Annotated in this window: 19 protein-coding genes; 9 read left to right on the plus strand and 10 right to left on the minus strand. The window is 70.5% G+C overall.

Annotated elements, in window-relative coordinates; translation table 11 throughout:
• Window positions 1-108: 108 nt before the first annotated feature.
• The gene (locus ACFW9O_RS28565) at window positions 109-2,469 is read right to left on the minus strand and encodes an ATP/GTP-binding protein (protein ID WP_384613325.1); all 2,361 of its coding nucleotides are present in this window, start codon (window positions 2,467-2,469) and stop codon (window positions 109-111) included.
• A gap of 244 nt (window positions 2,470-2,713) precedes the next feature.
• Between ACFW9O_RS28565 and gabT the strand changes: the two genes are divergently transcribed.
• Together gabT and ACFW9O_RS28575 are read left to right on the plus strand one after the other, a co-directional pair.
• Complete coding sequence (gene gabT, locus ACFW9O_RS28570) at window positions 2,714-4,054, plus strand: 4-aminobutyrate--2-oxoglutarate transaminase (protein WP_351179370.1); 1,341 nt, start codon at window positions 2,714-2,716, stop codon at window positions 4,052-4,054.
• Between the two features lie 150 nt (window positions 4,055-4,204).
• Window positions 4,205-5,023: a phosphatase PAP2 family protein gene (locus ACFW9O_RS28575; RefSeq protein ID WP_384613327.1), complete on the plus strand. Its 819-nt coding sequence runs from the start codon at window positions 4,205-4,207 to the stop codon at window positions 5,021-5,023.
• Here ACFW9O_RS28575 and ACFW9O_RS28580 read toward each other — a convergent pair.
• Entirely contained in the window at window positions 4,974-6,800 is a 1,827-nt protein-coding gene (locus ACFW9O_RS28580; protein WP_384613328.1) for a chitinase, read from the minus strand. The two genes, ACFW9O_RS28575 and ACFW9O_RS28580, sit on opposite strands and share 50 nt — an antisense overlap.
• A 229-nt stretch (window positions 6,801-7,029) precedes the next feature.
• On the opposite strand from ACFW9O_RS28580, the gene ACFW9O_RS28585 reads away from it, so the two are divergent.
• The gene (locus tag ACFW9O_RS28585; RefSeq protein ID WP_384613329.1) at window positions 7,030-7,356 is read left to right on the plus strand and encodes a GYD domain-containing protein; all 327 of its coding nucleotides are present in this window, start codon (window positions 7,030-7,032) and stop codon (window positions 7,354-7,356) included.
• A gap of 37 nt (window positions 7,357-7,393) precedes the next feature.
• Here the strand turns inward: ACFW9O_RS28585 and ACFW9O_RS28590 are convergent, their stop codons facing one another.
• From ACFW9O_RS28590 to ACFW9O_RS28620, 7 genes are all read right to left on the minus strand, one after another.
• Window positions 7,394-7,861 carry a hypothetical protein gene (locus ACFW9O_RS28590; RefSeq protein ID WP_384613330.1) on the minus strand — a complete coding sequence of 156 codons (468 nt, stop codon included), beginning with the start codon at window positions 7,859-7,861 and terminating at the stop codon, window positions 7,394-7,396.
• Between the two features lie 145 nt (window positions 7,862-8,006).
• Window positions 8,007-9,422, minus strand: coding sequence for an NAD(P)/FAD-dependent oxidoreductase (locus ACFW9O_RS28595; protein WP_384613332.1), 1,416 nt, complete (start codon window positions 9,420-9,422; stop codon window positions 8,007-8,009).
• A 21-nt stretch (window positions 9,423-9,443) separates the two neighbouring features.
• On the minus strand, window positions 9,444-10,247 hold the full coding sequence (locus ACFW9O_RS28600; RefSeq protein ID WP_351180629.1) for an ABC transporter permease: 804 nt from the start codon (window positions 10,245-10,247) through the stop codon (window positions 9,444-9,446).
• Window positions 10,247-11,170 (minus strand): ABC transporter permease, encoded by a 924-nt coding sequence (locus tag ACFW9O_RS28605; protein WP_384613334.1) that lies wholly within the window; start codon window positions 11,168-11,170, stop codon window positions 10,247-10,249. Before ACFW9O_RS28605 ends, ACFW9O_RS28600 begins: the two co-directional genes overlap by 1 nt.
• Window positions 11,167-12,318, minus strand: coding sequence for an ABC transporter ATP-binding protein (locus tag ACFW9O_RS28610; RefSeq protein ID WP_384613336.1), 1,152 nt, complete (start codon window positions 12,316-12,318; stop codon window positions 11,167-11,169). Before ACFW9O_RS28610 ends, ACFW9O_RS28605 begins: the two co-directional genes overlap by 4 nt.
• Before the next feature lie 51 nt (window positions 12,319-12,369).
• A complete protein-coding gene (locus ACFW9O_RS28615) occupies window positions 12,370-13,620 on the minus strand; it encodes a spermidine/putrescine ABC transporter substrate-binding protein (RefSeq protein ID WP_384613338.1) in 1,251 nt (416 codons plus the stop codon).
• 46 nt (window positions 13,621-13,666) lie between these two features.
• A complete protein-coding gene (locus ACFW9O_RS28620; protein WP_384613340.1) occupies window positions 13,667-15,181 on the minus strand; it encodes a gamma-aminobutyraldehyde dehydrogenase in 1,515 nt (504 codons plus the stop codon).
• Window positions 15,182-15,400: 219 nt separating this feature from the next.
• Here ACFW9O_RS28620 and ACFW9O_RS28625 point away from each other — a divergent pair, with 219 nt between their 5' ends.
• Complete coding sequence (locus tag ACFW9O_RS28625; RefSeq protein ID WP_384613428.1) at window positions 15,401-15,940, plus strand: NADAR family protein; 540 nt, start codon at window positions 15,401-15,403, stop codon at window positions 15,938-15,940.
• Window positions 15,941-16,000: 60 nt separating this feature from the next.
• Here the strand turns inward: ACFW9O_RS28625 and ACFW9O_RS28630 are convergent, their stop codons facing one another.
• Window positions 16,001-16,684 carry a DUF4190 domain-containing protein gene (locus ACFW9O_RS28630; protein WP_384613341.1) on the minus strand — a complete coding sequence of 228 codons (684 nt, stop codon included), beginning with the start codon at window positions 16,682-16,684 and terminating at the stop codon, window positions 16,001-16,003.
• Window positions 16,685-16,804: 120 nt separating this feature from the next.
• Here ACFW9O_RS28630 and ACFW9O_RS28635 point away from each other — a divergent pair, with 120 nt between their 5' ends.
• From ACFW9O_RS28635 to ACFW9O_RS28655, 5 genes are read left to right on the plus strand one after another with little or no spacing between them, the layout of a single operon-like run.
• Complete coding sequence (locus tag ACFW9O_RS28635; RefSeq protein WP_384613342.1) at window positions 16,805-17,839, plus strand: adenosine deaminase; 1,035 nt, start codon at window positions 16,805-16,807, stop codon at window positions 17,837-17,839.
• A 22-nt stretch (window positions 17,840-17,861) separates the two neighbouring features.
• A complete protein-coding gene (locus ACFW9O_RS28640) occupies window positions 17,862-18,566 on the plus strand; it encodes a glycerophosphodiester phosphodiesterase (protein ID WP_384613344.1) in 705 nt (234 codons plus the stop codon).
• Between the two features lie 34 nt (window positions 18,567-18,600).
• Entirely contained in the window at window positions 18,601-19,431 is an 831-nt protein-coding gene (locus tag ACFW9O_RS28645; RefSeq protein ID WP_351176202.1) for an SAM-dependent methyltransferase, read from the plus strand.
• Complete coding sequence (locus ACFW9O_RS28650; protein WP_384613346.1) at window positions 19,431-20,609, plus strand: sensor histidine kinase; 1,179 nt, start codon at window positions 19,431-19,433, stop codon at window positions 20,607-20,609. Before ACFW9O_RS28645 ends, ACFW9O_RS28650 begins: the two co-directional genes overlap by 1 nt.
• The gene (locus ACFW9O_RS28655; protein WP_384613348.1) at window positions 20,606-21,334 is read left to right on the plus strand and encodes a response regulator; all 729 of its coding nucleotides are present in this window, start codon (window positions 20,606-20,608) and stop codon (window positions 21,332-21,334) included. The genes ACFW9O_RS28650 and ACFW9O_RS28655 overlap by 4 nt, the downstream gene beginning before the upstream one ends.
• Window positions 21,335-21,373 lie beyond the last annotated feature (39 nt).

The following is a 21,373-nucleotide window of genomic DNA, read 5'->3' on the forward strand; positions in this document are numbered from 1 at the left end:
GGGATCGCCGGACCTCTGGGAGTCGATTGCGCCGTCCCGTACAGACGGCCGCAATCGATTCTGCCAGGGCGGCAGGTTCCCCGTAACCGCTTGCCCCGGCCCGCGCTCTCAGCGTCCGAGCTCGACCAGCAGCGGCGGCGCGTGTTCGCCGTCGACTGTCGTCAGGGACAGGACGGCGTGTCCGGCGGGCAGCGAGTAGGCCAGCTCGGACGCCGACCAGCGCTCCCGTTCGACGCGCCTCACCGTCACGGCGTCCCTGGTCACGGCCTTGCCGGTGACCAGTTTGCGCAAACCGTGCAGCGCGCGGGTGAACGGCTGGTCGGCGAAGACCGCGTGCTGGGCGACCTCGCGGGTCTCCACCCACTCCTTGCCCCAGACCTCCGCGAAGCGCTTGCCGTCCCATGTGGTGACCCCGGAGAAGACCATGCAGCAGCCGACCGCGCCGAGCAGCGCGGTGTGCAGTCCTTCGGGTACGTCGTCCACGGTGCGCAGGGTGAGGACGGCGCCCGCGTTGACCGACCGCAGCCGCCGGACGCCCCTGACCGTCTCGGTGGTGACGGTGTGCGTGGCGTCGTCCAGTACCAGGCAGACGAACAGCGAGTGGTCCGTGCGGGCGGCGGCGATCGCGTTGAACTGGGCGAGGACCAGCCGGGCGAGGAGCCGCGAGGCCTCGGCGTGCGCACGCTCCGGCAGATCGATCCTGACCCGCAGGGGGAGGTGCTCCAGGGAGCGCAGCGAGAAGGGGCGGGCGCCGTCGCCGGTGGCGAAGAACGGGGAGAACGCGGGCCGGTCGAGCAGCGCGATCCGGTCGGCGAGCACCGGCGCCGGGTCTCCGGCTCCGCCCTTCTGGCGCGCGCGGGTCTCGAGTTCGCGCAGCATCGAGTGATGGCCGCCGGCCGACAGGGCATCCCGCAGCGTGCCGAACGCCGACAGGTCTCCGTCGAGGAGTTCCCTGAGTGCGGGCACCCCGGGAAAGTGCCCGTGGACGGCCCGGTAGGGGCCGAGCAACTGGGCGAGCACCGTGGCGGCGCGCCTGCTGTCCAGGTTGGTGACATCGCCGACGAGCCCTTCCGCGAGCACTCCCGCGGCCTCGTCGGGGTCGGTCGTGCCGCCGTACAGGTCGAAGTCGTGGACCGAGGCGGGGTCACCGATCCGCACGACGACGTCGTACGCGTCGTCGGGGCCGAGCTGTCCCCCGGCCGGGCCGACCGCGAGTACGGCCGCCCGTCCGGCGAGTGCCTGGAGGGCGAGCGACTCCACGACCGGGCGCACCAGCCGGTCGGACTTCCCGGCCCCGGGCGGTCCGACCGCGAGGAGCGAGGTGCCGAGCAGCGCGGGTTCCAGGGCGACGCCCGAGCCGCGGCGCGCGTAGGGGTTGTGCGGGTCGTCGGCGTAGCTGCCGATACGGACCTGGCCGGTGAGCAGGTCGTGGCGGGCGGCGCGCCGCGGCAGGTCGCGGGCACCGGACGGATGGAGCGCCGCGGCTCCGCCGGTGCGCAGGACGGCTTCGGTCAGTGCGGCGGCCCGGTCGGCGTGTGCCCGGCCCACGGCCCAGGCGTGGCGCAGACGCGCGACGTCGACGTCGTTCATCCGGCCGGTGCGCACCTCGGCGGCGAGTGTCTCGGCTGCGTCGGTCTGCCCTGCCGCGCGCAGTTCCGGCCACTGGTCGGGGGTGGCGGCGTCCGGGGGTGCGGCGGGGGCCGCCGGGACGGGGTCCGGGGCGCCGGAGCGGCCCCTGAAGCACTCGGCGGCCGTCTCGCGCCAGTTCCCGAGGCGGGCGAACGGCCAGAGGACCCCGAGGGTGATCAGGGCGTAGATCACGTTCACCACAGCCTGGCTCTGGTAGATCTCGCCGCCCGCCACCGAGGCGACGAGGACGAGCACCGGCCTGACGACGGGTACGGCGTCCTTCCACACCAGAAGCTGCGCGACCGCCGCGGCGGCGGCCGTCACCAGGGCGAGGAAGGGCTGCCCGCGCCCGGCAACGTGACGGCGGAAGATCTCGGACCAGTTCCCCAGACGCCCGCACCCGTAGACGAGGAGTCCGAAGAGGACGGCCTCGTACACGGTGAGGGCGTCGGCGCCCTCGACCGTCCTGGGTCCGCCGAACGTTCCCGCGTACCACCAGTCGCCCGGGGTGAAGAGCTTCAGGGGGACCAGCCGGTAGGGGATGTAGCCGTTGCGCCACAGGGACCACAGGAGGAGCCCGCACAGCGCCGAGATCAGCACCCCGGCCACCAGCGAGCGGTCGGAGACGCCCTCCGGCTTCTCGGGCGGGCGCGGGGTGTGGCCGTAGCGCCAGACACCCGGTTCCCGTACGGGGCGGGGGGTGCGCAGCCATTCCTCCAGCGGAGGGCCTGCCGCGGGCGCGTGCGCGGGGGGCGGTGGAGCGGACGGCGGTGGTCCCGCCGGGCGGGGCACCCGGTCCGCGCTCGTGCCCCGTTTGCCGTACGTGCCTTCGGTGTCCATGAACCGCTGCCCCCTGACCAGCCACGTCCCGCCTCTGCACCGGTCAATCTAGTGCCAGGACACGGGGAGTTCAGCAACCCGGCCGGATGGCGCGGGCCGGGACGGCACAGCATGCCGGGTAGGCCATCTGTCCGCCGCGGACAAGGACACACCCCCAGTGCTCCCGATCGGAGCATGCCTGCCGCCCGTCCCCGCCCCTAGCCTGCAGAAAGAGAAGCGTCCGAAACACCCCCAGGAGCCCCGCATGTCCGACATCCCGCAGGAGCGCCGCGTCGTCACTGCCATTCCCGGCCCGAAGTCGGTCGAGCTGCAGGCTCGCCGCGTCGCGGCCGTCGCCGCGGGCGTGGGCTCCACGCTGCCGGTGTTCACCGCCAGGGCGGGCGGCGGGATCATCGAGGACGTGGACGGCAACCGGCTGATCGACTTCGGTTCCGGTATCGCCGTGACGTCCGTGGGCGCGTCGGCCGAGGCCGTCGTGCGCCGCGCCACCGCTCAGCTCGCCGACTTCACCCACACCTGTTTCATGGTCACGCCGTACGAGGGGTACGTCGAGGTCTGCGAGCAGCTCGCCGAGCTGACGCCGGGCGACCACGCGAAGAAGTCGGCGCTGTTCAACTCGGGCGCCGAGGCCGTCGAGAACGCCGTGAAGATCGCCCGCGCCTACACCAAGCGCACCGCGGTCGTCGTGTTCGACCACGGCTACCACGGCCGGACGAACCTCACGATGGCGCTGACGGCGAAGAACATGCCGTACAAGCAGGGCTTCGGTCCGTTCGCGCCCGAGGTCTACCGCGTCCCTGTGGCGTACGGCTACCGCTGGCCGACCGGCGCCGAGAACGCCGGTGCCGAGGCGTCCGCGCAGGCCATCGACGAGATCACCAAGCAGATCGGCGCGGACAACGTCGCGGCGATCATCATCGAGCCGGTCCTCGGCGAGGGCGGTTTCATCGAGCCGGCCAAGGGCTTCCTCCCGGCGATCGCGCAGTTCGCGAAGGACAACGGCATCGTCTTCGTCGCGGACGAGATCCAGTCCGGGTTCTGCCGCACCGGCCAGTGGTTCGCCTGTGAGGACGAGGGCATCGTCCCCGACCTGATCACCACGGCCAAGGGCATCGCGGGCGGCCTGCCGCTCTCGGCGGTGACCGGTCGCGCCGAGATCATGGACGCCGCGCACGCCGGCGGCCTCGGTGGCACGTACGGCGGCAACCCGGTGGCCTGCGCGGGTGCGCTCGGTGCCATCGAGACGATGCGCGAGCTGGACCTGAACGGGAAGGCCAAGCGCATCGAGGAGGTCATGAAGGGCCGTCTGGCCGAGCTGCAGTCCAAGCTCCCGAACGGCGACATCATCGGTGACATCCGCGGCCGTGGCGCGATGATCGCGATCGAGCTCGTGAAGTCCGGCACGAAGGACCCCGACGCGGCCGCCGCGGCGGCGCTGGCCAAGGCCTGCCACGCCGAGGGCCTGCTGGTGCTGACCTGTGGCACGTACGGCAACGTCCTGCGCTTCCTGCCGCCGCTCGTCATCGGTGAGGACCTGCTGAACGAGGGCCTGGACATCATCGAGCAGGCATTCGGCACGCTCTGATCCCGTGCGGGCCCGTCTGCCGCGGCGAGGCGATTTCGGCGGGGATGGCCTCGGCCCGCGTGTGGGCCTGTGAAGAAGGTGTGCGGGGGCGATGGCGGGATAACGTTGCCGCTATCGGTCCCCCCTTCCTCTGACGTACGGTTTCCGCAGATGAGAGAAACACCCCGCCCGCAGGGGACTGCGGGCGATGCCGGGCCGGGGCTCCCCCAGTGCCGACCCGGTCGTGCCCTGGCGCACACCACTGGAGCCTCTGGCTCCGGAACTCCTCACCGATCGGATGGCCGCTCGCCCCACACCCCCCGGGGCGCGCGGCAAACCGATCCGACCGGCCACCTCGGAACAATCCCCCCTGTTCCCCGGTGGCCGGTTCTTCTCGTTTCCCGGGTGTCGGCGCTGCTGGTGCTCTTCGCGCTGGTCACCTGGCAGGTCGTGGCCGACGGCCCCCTGCTGGGACCGGACGAACGGGCCGGTCTGGCTCTGGCCGGACGGGGTCCCGCCCGGCTCTCCGACTTCTTCGCCGATCTCGGCAACATGCAGGTGGCCGTGCCGGTACTGGCGTGCGCGGTCGTCTTCGCCTGGTTCCGCCGTGACCGTCGTGCCGCGCTGTGCGCCGTGGCTGTCATGGCGGCGGTGCCTGTGCTGGTCGTTCCCCTCAAGGTGTGGACCGACCGCCAGGGGCCGCTGACGGAGGCGACCGGCTACTACCCCTCGGGCCACACGGCCACGGCTGCGGTGGCGTACGGGGCCGCGGCCCTGCTGCTGGCGCCGTACGTGCGGCGTTCATGGATGATGCTCGTCGCCGCCGTCCTGATGACGGCGGCGACGAGCATCGGTCTGGTGCTGCGCGGCTACCACTGGCCGCTGGACGTGTTCGCCAGCTGGTGCCTGAGCGCGGTGCTGCTGCTGGTGCTGCGGGAGGTCAGCTGCCGAAGTAGGCGTCGAAGTTCTTCTGGAACTCCCAGTTGTTGAAGCGGTCCCAGTTGATGGACCACGTCATCAGTCCGCGCAGCCCGGACCAGGTCCCGTGGGTCTGGTACGAGCCGCAGTCCGTCTTCTTCGTCAGGCAGTTCAGCGCCTTGGTGACCTCGGCGGGCGAGGTGTGACCGTTGCCCGCCTGGGTGGACGCGGGGAGGCCGAAGGCGACCTGCTCGGGGCGCAGGGCCGGGAAGACCCTGGTCTGGTCGCCCGCGACCGGGAAGCCGGTGAGCAGCATGTCGGTCATGGCGATGTGGAAGTCGGCGCCGCCCATCGAGTGGTACTGGTTGTCCAGGCCCATGATGGAGCCCGAGTTGTAGTCCTGGACGTGCAGCAGGGTGAGGTCGTCGCGCAGGGCGTGGATGACCGGGAGGTAGGCGCCGGCGCGCGGGTCCTGGCCGCCCCACGGGCCTGAGCCGTAGTACTGGTAGCCGAGCTGCACGAAGAAGGTCTCGGGGGCCATGGTGAGGACGAAGTCCGCGCCGTACTTGGCCTTGAGGGACTTCACCGCGGAGATCAGGTTGACGATGACCGGGCTCGTCGGGCTGCGGAAGTCGGTGTCTCCGGTGTTCAGCGAGAGGGAGTGGCCCTCGAAGTCGATGTCCAGGCCGTCGAGCCCGTAGGTGTCGATGATCTTGGACACGGAGGAGACGAAGGTGTCACGGGCGGTGGTGGAGGCGAGCTGCACCTGGCCGTTCTGGCCTCCGATGGAGATCAGCACCTTCTTGCCGGCGGCCTGCTTGGCCTTGATCGCGGCCTTGAACTCCGCCTCGGACTCCACCCCGGGGCACTCGGCGGCCGGGCAGAGCGAGAAGCGGATGTCGCCGGAGGTGACGGACGTCGGCTCGCCGAAGGCGAGGTTGATGACGTCCCACGAGTCCGGCACATCGGCCATCCGCGTGTAGCCGGAGCCGTTGGCGAAGCTGGAGTGCAGATAGCCGACGAGGGCGTGGGCGGGGAGGTCCCCGTTCCCGCCTCCCCCGCCGCCGGCGGTGGTGGTGGCGCTCACGGCGGCGGACTTCGCGGACTCTCCCGCGGCGTTGACCGCGGTGACCTGGAAGCTGTACGCGGTCGACGCGGCCAGCCCCGTCACGGTCGCCGAGGTACCGGAGGCGCTGAGCACCTTCGTCCCGCCCCGGTAGACGTTGTAGCCGGTGGCTCCGGCGGAAGCGGTCCAGGACAGCGGAACGGCGGACGCGGTGGCCGTACCGGCCTTGAGTCCGGTGGGCGCGGCGGGCACGACGACGGGTTCGCCGCCGGGGCCGACGAGGGTGAGGTCGTCGGCGTAGTAGGCCGGGGTGCCGTACCAGCCGTGGGTGTAGACGCTGACCGAGGTGGTCGCGGCGCCGGTCCTGAACGTGGTGGTGAGCTTCGTGTACGCCCCGGCGGACGGGGTCCAGGTGGAGACGTCGGTGGTCCCGGTGCCGGAGGCGCCGAGGTACACGTAGCTGCCCTGCACCCACGCGCTCAGCGTGTACGTGGAGTCGGGCTTCACCGTGACGGTCTGGGAGCACTGGGCGTTGTCGCTGCCGGCCGGTGTCGCCTTCAGTGCGGAAGTGCCGCCGTGTACGGGCGTGCTGACGACAGCTCCGCTGCCGCCGGTACAGCTCCAGCCGTCCAGGCCCGCCTCGAAGCCGCCGTTGCGCGCCAGGTCCGCGTCGGCCGCACCGGCGGCCGGCGCCGTGGCGACGAGCCCTCCGGCGGCGAGCAGGGCGGCCGAGAAGGCAGCCAGAAGTCCGGAGAATCGGGCGGGTGGTCCGGTGCGTTCCACAACAGCCTCCGTGCAGGGGGGAATTGAGTGGGGCCGCGCACAACATGGTCCAGACCAATCAAGTTGTCAAGACCTCTGACGGTTCCTCGCCCCTCGTCGTCGACGCTGCCGGGCGCCGCGGCCGGCCCGTCCGGCCGAGCGGATGCCGCTGTTCAGGGGATCCGCGGGCCGCCCGCGCCCTCGTCCCGGGCGGAGCGGGTATCCCCTGACGAAACGAGAGAGGGACACGATGCCGCTCTACCTGTCGAGGTTCAGCTACACGCCGGAAACGTGGGCACGCCTGATCGGCAACCCCGAGGACCGCTCGAAGGCCGCCCGGTCGTACATCGAGTCCGTCGGAGGGAAACTCCACGGCTTCTGGTACGCCTTCGGCACGCACGACGGCCACTGCCTCTGGGAAGCCCCGGACAACGCGTCCATGGCCGCGGTCGCCCTGGCGATCACCGGAGGTGGTGCGCTCGATTCGTTCGAGACGACGGTCCTCCTGAGCGTCGAGGAGACGCTGGACGCCCTGCAGAAGGCCGGGCACGTCGGGTACCGGGCTCCCGGCGCGTAACCGTGCGGGCTCCGGCATGAGGAGCGGCCGCCCCCGCTCAGTCGCGGTCGCCTCCCCCGTAGGCGCTTCGGGCGGCTGCGGCCTCATGCATCGCGAGCTCCAGGACGGTCGCGTCGGTGAGGGTTCCGGACCCGTCCGGCTGGATGAGCCACCGCACCCCGCCGACCGTGCGGCCGGGGTAGGGGATGACGATCCAGGTGCCCTGCCCCGCCCCGCGGATACCGGTTCCGAGCCAGCGCGCGGCCGTTCCCGGCGGCACGAAGAACCCCATGCGGGCGTCGCCGAAATCGGCGAGGACCGGCCCCGGCCGGTCGATGAGCCGGGTGAGCACATCGAGGGTCGGATAGCCCAGCTCCCCCGGCAGAATCAGTACGTCCCAGCGCCTGCCGGCGGGAAGGAGCGCGATCCCCTGCGGATTGCGCTCCCATTCCCGCCGGCAGGCCGCCGGGTCCGGTGCCACCGATGCGAGCCATTCGACCGCTGCGCGTGCCCCCGTGCCGGTCATGAACTGCCTCCTCCGACGTGGGCACCGGCAGGTTTCCGCCGGTGCGTTCACGTAGGGGAGTGCCGTCCGCCCGGATCATGACGCGGGTTCGGCCACCCAACTGCAGTGAGCTGGGTCACTCACGGTCCTGTCGGCTGCCGGGGCCTCAGCTGTCGAAGCCGAGCCCCATCCGGTCCATGGCCCGCAGCCACAGATTCCGGTGCCCGCCGTTGCTGTCCGCGCGGGCGAGCGACCGTTTGGTGAGCTCGATCCCGGCCCAGGCGAACGGCTCCGGCGGGAACGGCAGCGGCTTGGAGCGGACCATTTCGAGAGCCGTGCGCTCCGTTTCCTCGCCGGACAGCAGATCCAGCATCACATCGGCCCCGAAACGCGTGGCCCCGACGCCCAGTCCGGTGTATCCGGCCGCATAGGCGACCCGGCCGCGATGGGCCGTTCCGAAGAATGCCGAGAAACGCGAACAGGTGTCGATCGCACCTCCCCAGGCGTGGCTGAAACGCACACCCGAGAGCTGCGGAAAACACTCGAAGAACTGGCCCGCGAGTTTGAGGAAAGTCTCCGGGCGCTGGTCGAGATCGGAATTCAGCCGACCCCCGTAGGGATAGATCGCGTCGTATCCGCCCCACAGGATTCGGTTGTCGGCCGAGAGCCGGAAATAGTGGAACTGATTCGCGCTGTCCCCCAGCCCCTGCCGGTTCTGCCAGCCGATCGAGGCGAGCTGGTCGGCGGTGAGCGGTTCGGTCATCAGCGCGTAGTCGTACACCGGGACGGTGAACGGGCGCATGCGCTTGACCAGCGACGGAAAGATGTTCGTGCCGAGCGCGACCTTGCGGGCGAAGACCCTGCCGTACGGGGTGCGCACCGCCATGCCGGCTCCCTGCGCGGCGAGGTCGAGGGCCCTGGTGTGCTCGTAGATCCGTACACCCAGGCTGAGGCAGGCCTGCCTCAGCCCCCAGACGAGCTTGGCCGGGTGCAGCATGGCGACCCCTCGCCGGTCCCACAGACCACCCAGGAATGTCGGTGAATCGACATGGGTCCGCACCTGCTCCCGGTCCAGGAACTCCACTCCGGTGAAGCCGAGCTCCTCGGTCCGGCCGTGCCATTGCCGCAGCTCTTCGAGCTGGTGGGGCTGGGTGGCGACATCGATCTCGCCGGTGCGCTCGAAGTCGCAGTCGATGGAGTAGCGGGCGACGGCGGCCTCGATGGCGTCGAGGTTCCGCCCGCCCAGCTCCTCCAGCTTCCCGATCTCGTCGGGCCAGCGCTCCAGTCCGTTGGCCAGGCCGTGCGTCAGCGAGGCCGCGCAGAATCCGCCGTTGCGGCCGGAGGCGGCCCAGCCCGACTCGTATCCCTCGATGAGGACGACATCGCGCCCGGGATCCCTCTCCTTGGCGAGCAGCGCGGTCCACAGTCCGCTGTAACCGCCGCCGACGACGAGGAGATCGCAGTGCTCGTCCGCGGTGAGCGCGGGGAGCGCTTCGGGCTTTCCCGGGTCGTCGAGCCAGTAGGAGAGGGGGGTCGCGTCGGAGAGCGAATGTGCAGCAGTACGCATGGCGTCCGGGGCCATGGTTTCCAACTCCTTCAGGTGTTACTTTCCCGCGTTGCTCTTCCGCCGGTTCGCAATGAGCTGTCCGACGAGTACCACCGCCACGGCGATCACGAACATGGCCGTACCGATGACGTTGATCTGCACAGGTGTACCGCGCTGAGCCGATCCCCAGACGAACATGGGGAAGGTCACCGTGGAGCCCGCGTTGAAATTGGTGATGATGAAATCGTCGAAGGAGAGCGCGAAGGCGAGCAGCGCGCCCGCCGCGATCCCGGGAGCGGCGATCGGGAGGGTCACCCGGACGAACGTCTGCACGGGGCCCGCGTAGAGATCGCGTGCGGCTTCCTCGAGCCTCGGGTCCATCGACATCACACGCGCCTTGACCGCCGTCACCACGAAGCTGAGACAGAACATGATGTGCGCGATCAGCACGGTCCAGAAGCCGAGCTCGGCTCCCATGTTGAGGAAGAGCGTGAGCAGCGAGGCGGCCATGACGACCTCGGGCATCGCCATCGGCAGGAAGATCAGCGAGTTGATCGCGCCGCGCGCCCGGAAGCGGTAGCGGACCAGCGCGAAGGCGATCATCGTGCCGAGCACGGTCGCGCCGACGGTCGCCCAGACGGCGATCCTGAGCGAGAGCCCGAGCGATCCGCACAGGTCGGCGACGCCGCAGGGGTCCTTCCAGGCGTCCAGCGAGAACCGCTGCCAGGCGTAGTTGAAGCGGCCGTTCGGCTTGTTGAAGGAGAACACCATCACGACGATGTTCGGCAGGATCATGTACGCGAGGGTCAGTAGACCCGCGATCACGATCAGGTTCCGGCGAATCCAGCGGAGTACGGGCATCAGACCAGGTCCTCCGTCCCGGACCGGCGGATGTAGAAGGTGACCATGAGCAGGACCACCGCCATGAGGATGAAGGAGAGGGCGGCAGCCGTCGGGTAGTCCAGGACTCTCAGGAACTGGGTCTGGATGACGCTGCCGACCATCTTGGTGTCCGTGGAGCCGAGCAGCTCCGCGTTGACGTAGTCGCCGCTGGCCGGGATGAAGGTCAGCAGGGTTCCGGAGACCACCCCCGGCATGGACAGCGGGAACGTCACCTTGCGGAAGGTGGTGGCGGGGGTGGCGTACAGGTCGCCGGCCGCCTCGTGCAGCCGGCCGTCGATCCGCTCCAGCGAGGTGTAGAGCGGAAGGATCATGAACGGCAGGAAGTTGTACGTCAGACCGCAGACGACGGCCATCGGCGTGGCCAGGACGCGGTTGTTCTCCGTCCAGCCGAGCCAGCTGGTGACGTCCAGGACGTGCAGGCTGTCCATGACGTCGACGACCGCGCCGCCGTCCGCGAGGATCGTCTTCCAGGCCAGCGTCCGGATCAGGAAGCTGGTGAAGAACGGCGCGATGACCAGCACGAGCACCAGGTTGCGCCAGCGTCCCGCCTTGAAGGCGATCAGGTAGGCGAGCGGGTAGCCCAGCAGCAGGCACAGGAACGTGGCGGTGCTGGCGTAGAGCAGGGACCGGATGAACTGCGGGTAGTAGTCGGCGAAGGCGTCCCAGTACGTCCGGAAGTGCCAGGTGACCTGGAAGCCCTTCTCCAGGGATCCGGTCTGTACGGAGGTCGACGCCTGGTAGACCATCGGCAGCGCGAAGAAGACGATCAGCCACAGGATGCCGGGGAGCAGCAGCCAGTACGGGATGAGCCTCTTGCGCGTGGAGGGCTTGCGGATCTTCGGTTCGGTGGGTGGCGCCGGCGGCGCGTCGGTGACGCTCACGCCGCGTCCTCCACGCTCTCCACGCCCGCGTCCATGTCCTGCGCGGCGTCCAGGCCGAAGGTGTGTGCGGGGTTCCAGTGCAGGACGACCTCGGCGCCCGGGACCAGGCCCGCGCGGTGGTCGACGTTCTGCTCGTACACGTGCAGTGCCTTGCCGGCCGGGCTCTCGACGACGTACTGCGTGGAGACACCGATGAAGCTCGAGTCGGCGATCCGTCCGGTGACCCGGTTGCGGCCGTCGGCTATCTCGTCCGCCTCGTCGGCGCGCACCAGGGAGATCTTTTCGGGGCGGATGCCGACGAGCAGCCTGCCGCCGCTCACGGCGGGGGCGGAACACCGTCCGCCGGGCAGCCGGAGCTTCCCGCCGCCGGCCGAGACGACGATGTCCGTGCCCGCGGAGACGATCTCGGCCTCGATGAGGTTGGAGGTCCCGAGGAAGTTCGCCACGAAGGTGGTCTGCGGGTTCTCGTACAGCTCGGCGGGGGTGCCGAGCTGCTCGACCCGGCCGCCGTTCATCACCGCGACGGTGTCGGCCATGGTCATGGCCTCCTCCTGGTCGTGGGTGACGTGGATGAACGTGATGCCGACCTCGGTCTGGATCCGTTTGAGTTCGAGCTGCATCTGGCGGCGCAGTTTGAGGTCGAGCGCGCCCAGCGGCTCGTCGAGCAGCAGCACCTGGGGGTGGTTGATGAGTGCGCGGGCCACGGCCACGCGCTGCTGCTGGCCGCCGGAGAGCTGGTGCGGTTTGCGCCGGGCGAAGTCTCCGAGCTGGACGAGATCCAGCATCTCCCCCACCTGCTTCTTCACGGACTTGATGCCGCGGCGGCGCAGTCCGAAGGCGACGTTCTCGGAGACGTCGAGGTGCGGGAACAGCGCGTAGCTCTGGAAGACGGTGTTGACGGGCCGTTTGTACGGGGGCAGGCCCGTGATGTCCTTGCCGCCGAGCGAGACCGTGCCGGTGGTGGCTTCCTCCAGGCCCGCGATCATCCGCAGGGTGGTGGTCTTGCCGCAGCCGGACGCGCCGAGCAGGGCGAAGAAGGAGCCCTGGGGGACGGTCAGATCGAGTGGCTGTACGGCGGTGAAGGAGCCGAACGTCTTGCTGATCCCGGTGAGACGGACGTCGCCGCCCGCTGTCTGCTGCTGTGTCATGGGTCGCAGTCCCAGTGGTGTCGAGGGAGGTCGGGAGGGGGAACGGGCCGGTCAGGCGCCGATGAGCTTGGCGAACTTCTCCTCGTACGCCGTCTCTTCCTCGGAGCTGAGCGAACGGAAGGAACGCGACTTCGCGGCCATCTCCCTGTCCGGGAGGATCAGCGTGTTCGAGGCCATCGCCGGGTCGATCTTCGCGAGCTCCGCGGCGACCCCGTCGACCGGGCAGACGTAGTTGATGTACGCGGCGAGCTGGGCGGCGACCGGGGGCTCGTAGTAGTAGTCGATGAGCTTCTCGGCGTTGGTCTTGTGCCGGGCCCTGGCCGGGACCAGCAGGTTGTCGCTGGAGGTGATGTATCCGGCGGCGGGTATCGCGAACTTGATGTCGGGGTTGTCGGCCTGCAGCTGGATGATGTCGCCGGCCCAGGCGACACAGGCCGCAAGGTCGCCCTTGCTGAGGTCCGCGGTGTAGTCGTTGCCGGTGAAGCGGCGTATCTGCTTCTTGTCGACGCCCTTCTGGAGCCGGCCTGTCGCGGCGTCGAAGTCGGCGTCGGTGAACGCCCCGGGGTCCTTGCCCATGTCGAGCAGGGTCATGCCGACGGAGTCGCGCATCTCGGAGAGGAAGGCGACCTTGCCCTTGAGCTTCGGGTCGTCGAGAAGCTGGGTGACGGAGTCGACCTTGCGGCCTCCGGTCGCCTTCACGTTGTACGCGATGACGGTGGGGATGCCGGTCCAGGGATAGGAGTAGGCGCGTCCCGGGTCCCAGTCGGGGCTGCGGAACTGGGCGGAGAGGTTGGCGAACGCGTGCGGCAGGTTCGCCGGGTCGAGCTTCTGGGCCCAGCCGAGCCGGATGATGCGCGCGGCCAGCCAGTCGGTGACGACGACGAGGTCGCGCCCGGTGTCCTGGCCCGCGGCCAGCTGCGGCTTGATCTTCCCGAAGAACTCGACGTTGTCGTTGATGTCCTCGGTGTACTTGACTTTGATCCCGGTGCGCTTCGTGAACGCCTGCAGCGTCGGGCGGCTCTTCTCGTCCTCGCTGACGTCCATGTACTCGGTCCAGTTGGAGAAGTTGATCTGCTTCTCACGGGCCGAGTGGTCGTCCGAGGCCGCCGCCGCGTCCCCTTCCCGCTTCGCGGGCGGTATTCCGCACGCGCCGAGCGTCGCCATGCCGCCGAGCGCGAGGGCGCCGGCGCCGGAGGCGCGCAGCAGTGAACGGCGGGTGAGGGCGCCCCTGCCTGTGGTCAGGCTGCGCCTCATTGCGGCCAACTGGGCCGCGGAGAGGCGCTCGGGCTCGTACTGCTCCATACGCGTTGCCCTTCCGGGTGGGTGGGCCGCCGGGCGGCGGCCGTTGCTATCGGTCCCCGAAGACGGTGCGGTGCCAGTCCTTCCTGGCCACCGCGGAGTTGTCGTACATGACGTGTTTGACCTGCGTGTACTCGTCGAAGGAGTACGACGACATGTCCTTGCCGAAGCCGCTGGCCTTGTAGCCGCCGTGCGGCATCTCGCTGATGATCGGGATGTGGTCGTTGATCCACACGCAGCCCGCCCCGATCTCACGGGTGGCGCGGTTCGCCCGGTACAGGTCGCGGGTCCATGCGGAGGCGGCGAGTCCGTACGGGGTGTCGTTGGCGAGGCGGATTCCCTCGTCGTCGGTGTCGAAGGGCAGCACGACCAGGACCGGACCGAAGATCTCCGAGTTCACGATCTCGCTGTCCTGGGCGGCGTCCTTGATCAGTGTCGGCCGGTAGTAGGCGCCGGCCGCGAGGTCTCCCCCGGGGGCCTCGCCGCCGGTGACGACGGTGGCGTACGCCCGGGCGCGCTCCACGAAGGCGGCGACGCGGTCACGCTGTGCGTGGCTGATCAGCGGGCCGAGGTCGGTCGACGGGTCGAAGGGGTCGCCGAGCCGCACGCTCTCCATCAGTTCGGCGACTCCCGCCACGAAGGCGTCGTACAGCGGGCGCTGGACGTACGCGCGGGTGGCGGCGGTGCAGTCCTGGCCGGTGTTGATGAGAGAGCCGGCGACCGCTCCGTTGACCGCGGCGTCGAGGTCGGCGTCGTCGAACACCAGGAAGGGCGCCTTGCCGCCGAGCTCCAGGTGGAGGCGTGTGACGGTGGAGGCCGCGATCTCGGCGACGCGCTTGCCGACGGCCGTGGAGCCGGTGAACGAGGTCATGACGACGTCGGGATGGCCGACGAGGTGCTCACCCGCGACCTTTCCGGCGCCGCAGACGATGTTGATCACTCCGTCCGGGATGCCTGCCTCGGTGGCCGCCTGGGCGAACATCAAGGAGGTCAGCGGGGTGATCTCGGCGGGCTTCAGCACGATGGTGTTGCCCGCCGCGACGGCCGGGAGGATCTTCCAGGCGGCCATCTGGAGCGGGTAGTTCCAGGGAGCGATGGAGCCGACGACCCCGATCGCCTCGCGTCGTACGTAGGAGGTGTGGTCCCCGCTGTACTCGCCGGCCGACTTTCCCTCCAGATTGCGGGCGGCGCCCGCGAAGAAGGAGGTGTTGTCGACAGTGCCGGGCACGTCGAACTCGGTGGAGAGCTTGACGGGCTTGCCGCACTGCAGGGATTCGGCGTACGCGAAGTCGGCGGCCTGCGCGTCGAGTACGGCGGCGAAGCGGTGCAGCAGTCCGGACCGCTCGGCCGGGGTGGTCCCGGACCACGCGGGGAACGCCGCGCGGGCGGCGGCGACGGCCGCGTCGACATCGTCGGTACCGGCGAGCTCGTAGCGGTAGACCGTCCTGCCCGTCGCGGGGTCGACCACCTCCTGGTGGTGGCCCGATGTGCCGGGCAGCAGCGTCCCGCCGATGTACTGCGCACCCTTCGCGAAGCGGTCCTGCACCTGGAAGCCGTTAGCCATGACGTTCTCCTCCGCTGTCCCCGTGATCCGGGGGCGGCGTAGCTTCTTCCCGAATTGAGTGCCGATCCTGACAGAGCAGACCTCTACCAACAAGGGATTCCGTTGTTTCCTTTTGGTTACGCGACGGAATCTGTCGACCATGTGTCGTGTGGGTACGGAAATCCCCATACGGACTGTCAGTGGCGGATGCCAGACTCGGCTGCCATGGGACAGGAACACATGGACGGCCTGCTGGCGCGCGCGGCACGCGGGGAGCGCATGAAGTACCTGCCGTTCTGGGGACACCGGCCCCGCGCGGACGGCCGTCTCGGCGAGAGCTGCCTCAGCCAGTGGTGGCCCGCGCCGTTCACGGTGGATTCGGTGACCTACGCGTCGGCGGAGCACTGGATGATGGCCGGCAAGGCACGGCTCTTCGGCGACGAGGAGGCGGAGCGCCGGGCCGTGGCGGCGAGCAGCCCGGCGGCGGCGAAGAAGGTGGGCCGGCTGGTACGGGGCTTCGACGACGGCGTCTGGGTGCGCGAGCGGTTCGCGCTGGTGGTGGAGGGAAGCGTCCACAAGTTCGGCCAGGACCCGGCACTGCGCGCGTTCCTGCTGGGGACGGGGGACCGTGTGCTGGTCGAGGCGAGCCCCATGGACCGGATCTGGGGCATCGGACTGGCCAAGGACGATGCGAGGACCGCGGACCCGGCGGCGTGGCGGGGGCTGAATCTCCTGGGCTTCGCCCTCATGGAGGCGCGTACGCGGCTGCGCACGACATGAAACGGCCCGTGGCGGGGCCGGGGAGGAGATCCCCGGTCCCGCCACGGGCGGTTCCTGCGGTCAGCGCGCGGCGCCGACGACCAGTGAGGTCGCGTACGGGTCGTCGTAGTCGTAGTCGCTGCTGCCGGACTCCTCGTTGGCGATGGCCCAGATCAGGAATCCGAGGAACACCGCGCTGATGAGAATGGAGATCGAGCCCAGGATGATCCCGGCGAGCGCCATGCCGCCGTTGGTCGCCTCGCCCCGCTTGGCGCGGCCCCGGCCGATGATGCCGAAGATCAGCGCGAGGATCCCGAGGATGATGCCGAGTCCCCACATGCAGAAGCCGACCACCGCGATGATGCCGAGCACCATCGCCGCGATGCCGAGCCCGTTCGCGGGTGCCGGGCCCCAGGCCGGCTGGCCGCCGTAGCCGGGGTATCCCGGGTAGCCGCCGTACGGAGCGGTGGGCGCCGCGGGCGCCGCCGGGTAGCCGTACTGTCCGGCGGGCGGCGGGGCGGGCTGTCCCGGTCCGTTCGGTGCGATCGGCGGCGGCGGTACGTCGGCCGTCGGCGGTCCGAAGCCTCCGCCCGCCCCCGGTATCTGCCCGGTCCCCGGATCGACGCCCGGCATGGACGTGACGGTCTGCTGGTCGTGCACCCCAGGCGGACGGGCGTCGGCCGCCTTGCCCAGCTCCACCCTGCTCTCCGGCGGTGCCCACGGATCGCGCGGCCCGCCCCCGGGCTGCTGTGTGTTGTCTGACATGGGCCTCCCCCATCGTGGTCCCGCCATGCTACGGCCCGCCCCACGGCAGCCGGGCCCCGCCTACGATGATCGACGCAGCCGGTGATTGCCCGGCCGATACACGAGATCCGGGAGAATCCGATGAACGATCTGCACCCCTTCATCGCGGGGCTGCCCAAGGCCGAGCTCCACGTGCACCACGTCGGTTCCGCCTCGCCCCGCATCGTGGCCGAGCTGGCTGCCCACCACCCCGACTCCAAGGTCCCCACGGACCCGGAGGCGCTGTCGGACTTCTTCACCTTCACCGACTTCGGTCACTTCATCGACGTCTACCTCTCCGTGGTGGACCTGATCCGCACCCCCGAGGACGTCCGGCTGCTGACGTTCGAGGTCGCCCGGGACATGGCGCGGCAGAACATCCGGTACGCGGAACTGACCGTGACCCCCTTCAGCTCGACCCGCCGGGGCATCCCGGAGCAGGGCTTCATGGAGGCGATCGAGGACGCGCGGAAGTGCGCCGAGGCCGAGCTCGGGGTCGTCCTCCGCTGGTGCTTCGACATCCCGGGCGAGGCCGGACTCGAGGCCGCCGAGGAGACCACCCGGCTCGCCGTGGACCTGCGGCCCGAGGGGCTCGTCTCCTTCGGTCTCGGTGGGCCCGAGGTCGGGGTGGACCGCCCCCAGTTCAAGCCCTACTTCGACCGCGCGATCGCCGAGGGCCTGCACTCCGTTCCGCACGCCGGGGAGACCACGGGGCCGCAGACCGTCTGGGACGCGCTCACCGCGCTGCGCGCCGAGCGCATCGGCCACGGCACCAGCTCCGTCCAGGACCCGAAGCTGCTGGCCCACCTCGCCGAGCACCGCATCGCCCTGGAGGTCTGCCCGACGTCGAACATCGCGACCCGCGCCGTCGCCGACATCGAACAGCACCCGGTGAAGGAGATGGTCCGGGCAGGGGTTCTCGTCACGATCAACAGCGACGACCCGCCGATGTTCGGTACCGACCTCAACAACGAGTACGCGGTGGCGGCCCGGCTGTTGGATCTGGACGAGCGCGGTGTGGCCGGTCTGGCCAAGAACGCGGTGGAGGCCTCGTACCTGGACCCGGCGGGCAAGCGCACACTGGCCGCCGAGATCGACACGTACACGACGAACTGGCTGGAGGCGCCCGGCCGGTGACCTCCGAGGTCACAATGGACGCATGGCCACCACTGTCACCGCCGTGGGACATCGCGGCGATCCGTACCGTGCCCGCGAGAACACGCTCCCGTCGATCCGCTCGGCCCTCGAACGGGGGGCCGACGCGGTGGAGATCGATGTCCGCGTCACCCGTGACGGGGTGCCCGTCCTCCTCCACGACGCCACGCTGGAGCGTCTGTGGGGTCACGACATCCACCTGGACCGGATCGAACACCGGGAGCTCGTGGAGGTGACCGGCGGCGGGGTCCCCACCCTGCGCGAGGCACTGTCCGCCGTCGGCGCCCACCGGGTCATGGTGGATCTGCCCGGTTCCACGGACGCCTCGGTACGCGCCGTCGTCGGCGTGGTCCGCGAGTGCGGGGCGGGCGAGCGTGTCTACTACTGCGCGGGCCCGGCGGCCATGCTGCGGGTACGCGCCGCGGACCCGTCCGCGGAGATCGCGCTGACCTGGACGTCGCTCGCCCCGCCCCGCCCCGTACTGCTCGACACCGTGAAACCGCACTGGCTGAACTACCGGTTCGGTCTGCTGAGCCCCGAACTGACGGACCGTGTCCACCGGGACGGGCTGCTCGTCTCCGCCTGGACGGCCGACACCAGGCGCACCATGCGCCGACTGGTCGCGTACGGCGTCGACTCGGTCACCACCAACCGGATCGACGTCCTGCGCGCCCAGCTGGCCAACTCCCCGTCCGGGGACGCCTCTTGATCGGTCCGGCATCATGGGTGCCGCGTCATTCGTGATGTCCCCCACCGGCGCCCGAGGAGCAGAAGTGACCGACCCCCGCACGGCATCCGCCCGTGTCCGTTCCGACATCGCCCACAACTCCCGGGTGTGGAACTACTGGCTGGGCGGCCAGGACAACTACCCCGTGGACCGTGTGGTCGGCGACCGGGTGACCGCCATGTATCCGAGCATCGGCGAAGTGGCCCGCGCAGACCGCGCGTTCCTCGGCCGGGTGGTCCACCATCTGGCCGGGGACGTCGGCATCGGCCAGTTCCTGGACATAGGCACCGGCCTGCCGACGGTGAACAACACCCATGAGGTGGCCCAGCACACGGCGCCCGACGCCCGCATCGTCTATGTCGACAACGACCCGACGGTGCTCGCGCACGCACGCTCCCTGCTCACCAGCTCGCCCGAAGGGGCCACCGAGTACCTCGACGCGGACGCCCGCGACACGGAGCGCATCCTGCGCGCCGCGGAACGGACCCTGGATCTGCGGCGCCCGGTCGCGGTGATGATGCTCGGCATCCTCAACTTCGTCCTGGACACGGACGAGGCGCGTTCCGCCGTGACCGGGCTGATGGACGCGCTGCCGTCCGGCAGCCACCTGGTGCTCACCCACCCCACGCTGGAGCTGGGCGGCGAGGGCAACGAGGCCGCGATGAGCTTCTGGAACAAGAACGCCACCCCACCGATCACCGCCCGCAGCCGCTTCGAGTTCGCCTCTTTCCTGGACGGCCTGGACATCCTGGACCCGGGCATCGTGTCGTGCTCGCGCTGGCACGCCGACGCCCGCACCGGGGGACCCGAGGTCGCCCAGTTCGGGGCTGTGGGCCGGAAGCCCTGATGCGGATACCGGGCAGCCGGTGGCTTCAGCGGCGGGCGTGGGCCGTCGACGTCGGCGTCGCCCTTCTGGTGCAGGCCGCCGTCACCATGCCGTTCGTGGTGCCCCGCTCGGCGGACCTGCCGGAGGCCACCTGGCTCTCGTACGGTCTGACGACGCTGACCGTTCTGCCGCTGGTGGCCCGCCGGCGCGCCCCGGTCTCCGTGCTGCTCCTGGTGCTCGCGGCCGGCGCCCTGTACAAGCTCTCCGTCGACGGCCCCGGACAGCCCCTGCCGTACACCGGGCTGGTGGCCTTCTACACCGTGGCCGAGCTGTCCTCGCCGCGGCGGCGGGCGGCGGTGGCGGCGCTGGTCCTGGCAGCGGTGTTCCCGTCGGTGGCGAACAACACCGGGGAGGCCAGGGAGCTGCTGTTCTCGCTGTTCGTGTTCGCGGCGGCGTACGCCTTCGGGCGGTTCACCCACACCCGCAAGGCGTACATCCGGGCGATGGAGGACCGGGCGCGGCAACGGGAGGAGACCCACCGGATCGAGGCGGAGCAGGCCACCGCGCGGGAACGGGCCCGTATCGCCCGGGAGATGCACGACATCCTCTCCCACGCCGTGAGCCTGATGATCGTGCAGGCTGAGGCCGGCCCGGTCGCGGTGCGTACGGCGCCGGAGCGGGCGGAGGCCGCGTTCGACGCCATCTCGGAAACCGGCCGGGACGCGATGATGCAGCTGCGCCGGATGCTGGGCGTGCTGCGGGAGGAAGGTCCCGGACAGCCGCCCCCGCCGCGTTCTCCGCAGCCCGTGCTGGCCGAGCTGCCGGGTCTGCTGGAGCGGGTACGGTCCGGGGGCCCGGCGGTGACCTGCACGACGACGGGGCAGCCGCGGCCGCTTCCCGCGGACACGGAGGCCACTGTCTACCGGATCGTGCAGGAGGCCCTGACGAACGTCGTCAAACACGCCGGGGCACACCACGCGCGGGTCGAACTCGGCTACGCCACGACCGGGCTGACCATCACCGTCACGGACGACGGGCGGGGCCCGGGGACCACGACCGGGCTCGGGCTGGCCGGCATCCGTGAGCGGGCGGCCGCGCACGGCGGCACGGCCCTGGCCGGGGCGGGCCCCGGGGGCGAGGGCTTCCAGGTCCTCGTCACCCTGCCCCTTGTAACCTCCGTCGAGGGGGTGGGGAGTTGACGATCCGTGTGGTGGTGGCCGACGACCAGGAACTGGTGCGCAGCGGCTTCGCGATGATCCTGGACGCGCAGCCCGACATCGAGGTCCTCGCCGAGGCGGGGGACGGCGCACAGGCGTTGGACGCGGTGCGCAGGCTACGGCCGGACGTGGCGCTGCTGGACATCCGTATGCCCGTCATGGACGGTATCGAGTCCTGCCGGGCCATCAGTGCGCAGACCGCCTGCCGCACGGTCATGCTGACGACGTTCGACTCGGACGAGTACGTCTACGAGGCGCTGCACGCGGGCGCGAGCGGGTTTCTGCTCAAGGATGTCCGGCGCGACGACCTGGTGCACGCGGTCAGGGTGGTGGCCGCAGGGGACTCGCTGCTCGCCCCGTCCGTGGCCCGTCGGCTGATCGCCGAGTACACCTCGCGCCCGGCGGTCCGGTCCGCGCCGGAGCCGGAACGGCTGGCGGCGCTCACCGCCCGCGAGCGGGAGACGCTGCTGCATCTGGCGCGAGGCCTGTCCAACGCGGAGATCGCGGCCGCGCTCGTGGTCAGCGAGCACACGGTCAAGACCCACGTGGGCAACGTGCTGTCCAAACTGGGGCTGCGGGACCGCATCCAGGCGGTCATCTGCGCGTACGAGACAGGGCTCGTCGCTCCCTCGCCGGAGGGAGGGGCCGCTCCGTCCTCCCCCGCCCGGGGGAGGAGACCTCCCCCGCAGGACCCCTCGGTCGGGTGATCCGCCGAGGGCCGGGGACGAACAGGATGGATCCGTCGA

This window comes from Streptomyces sp. NPDC059499, from assembly GCF_042749285.1.
Lineage (GTDB): Bacteria > Actinomycetota > Actinomycetes > Streptomycetales > Streptomycetaceae > Streptomyces.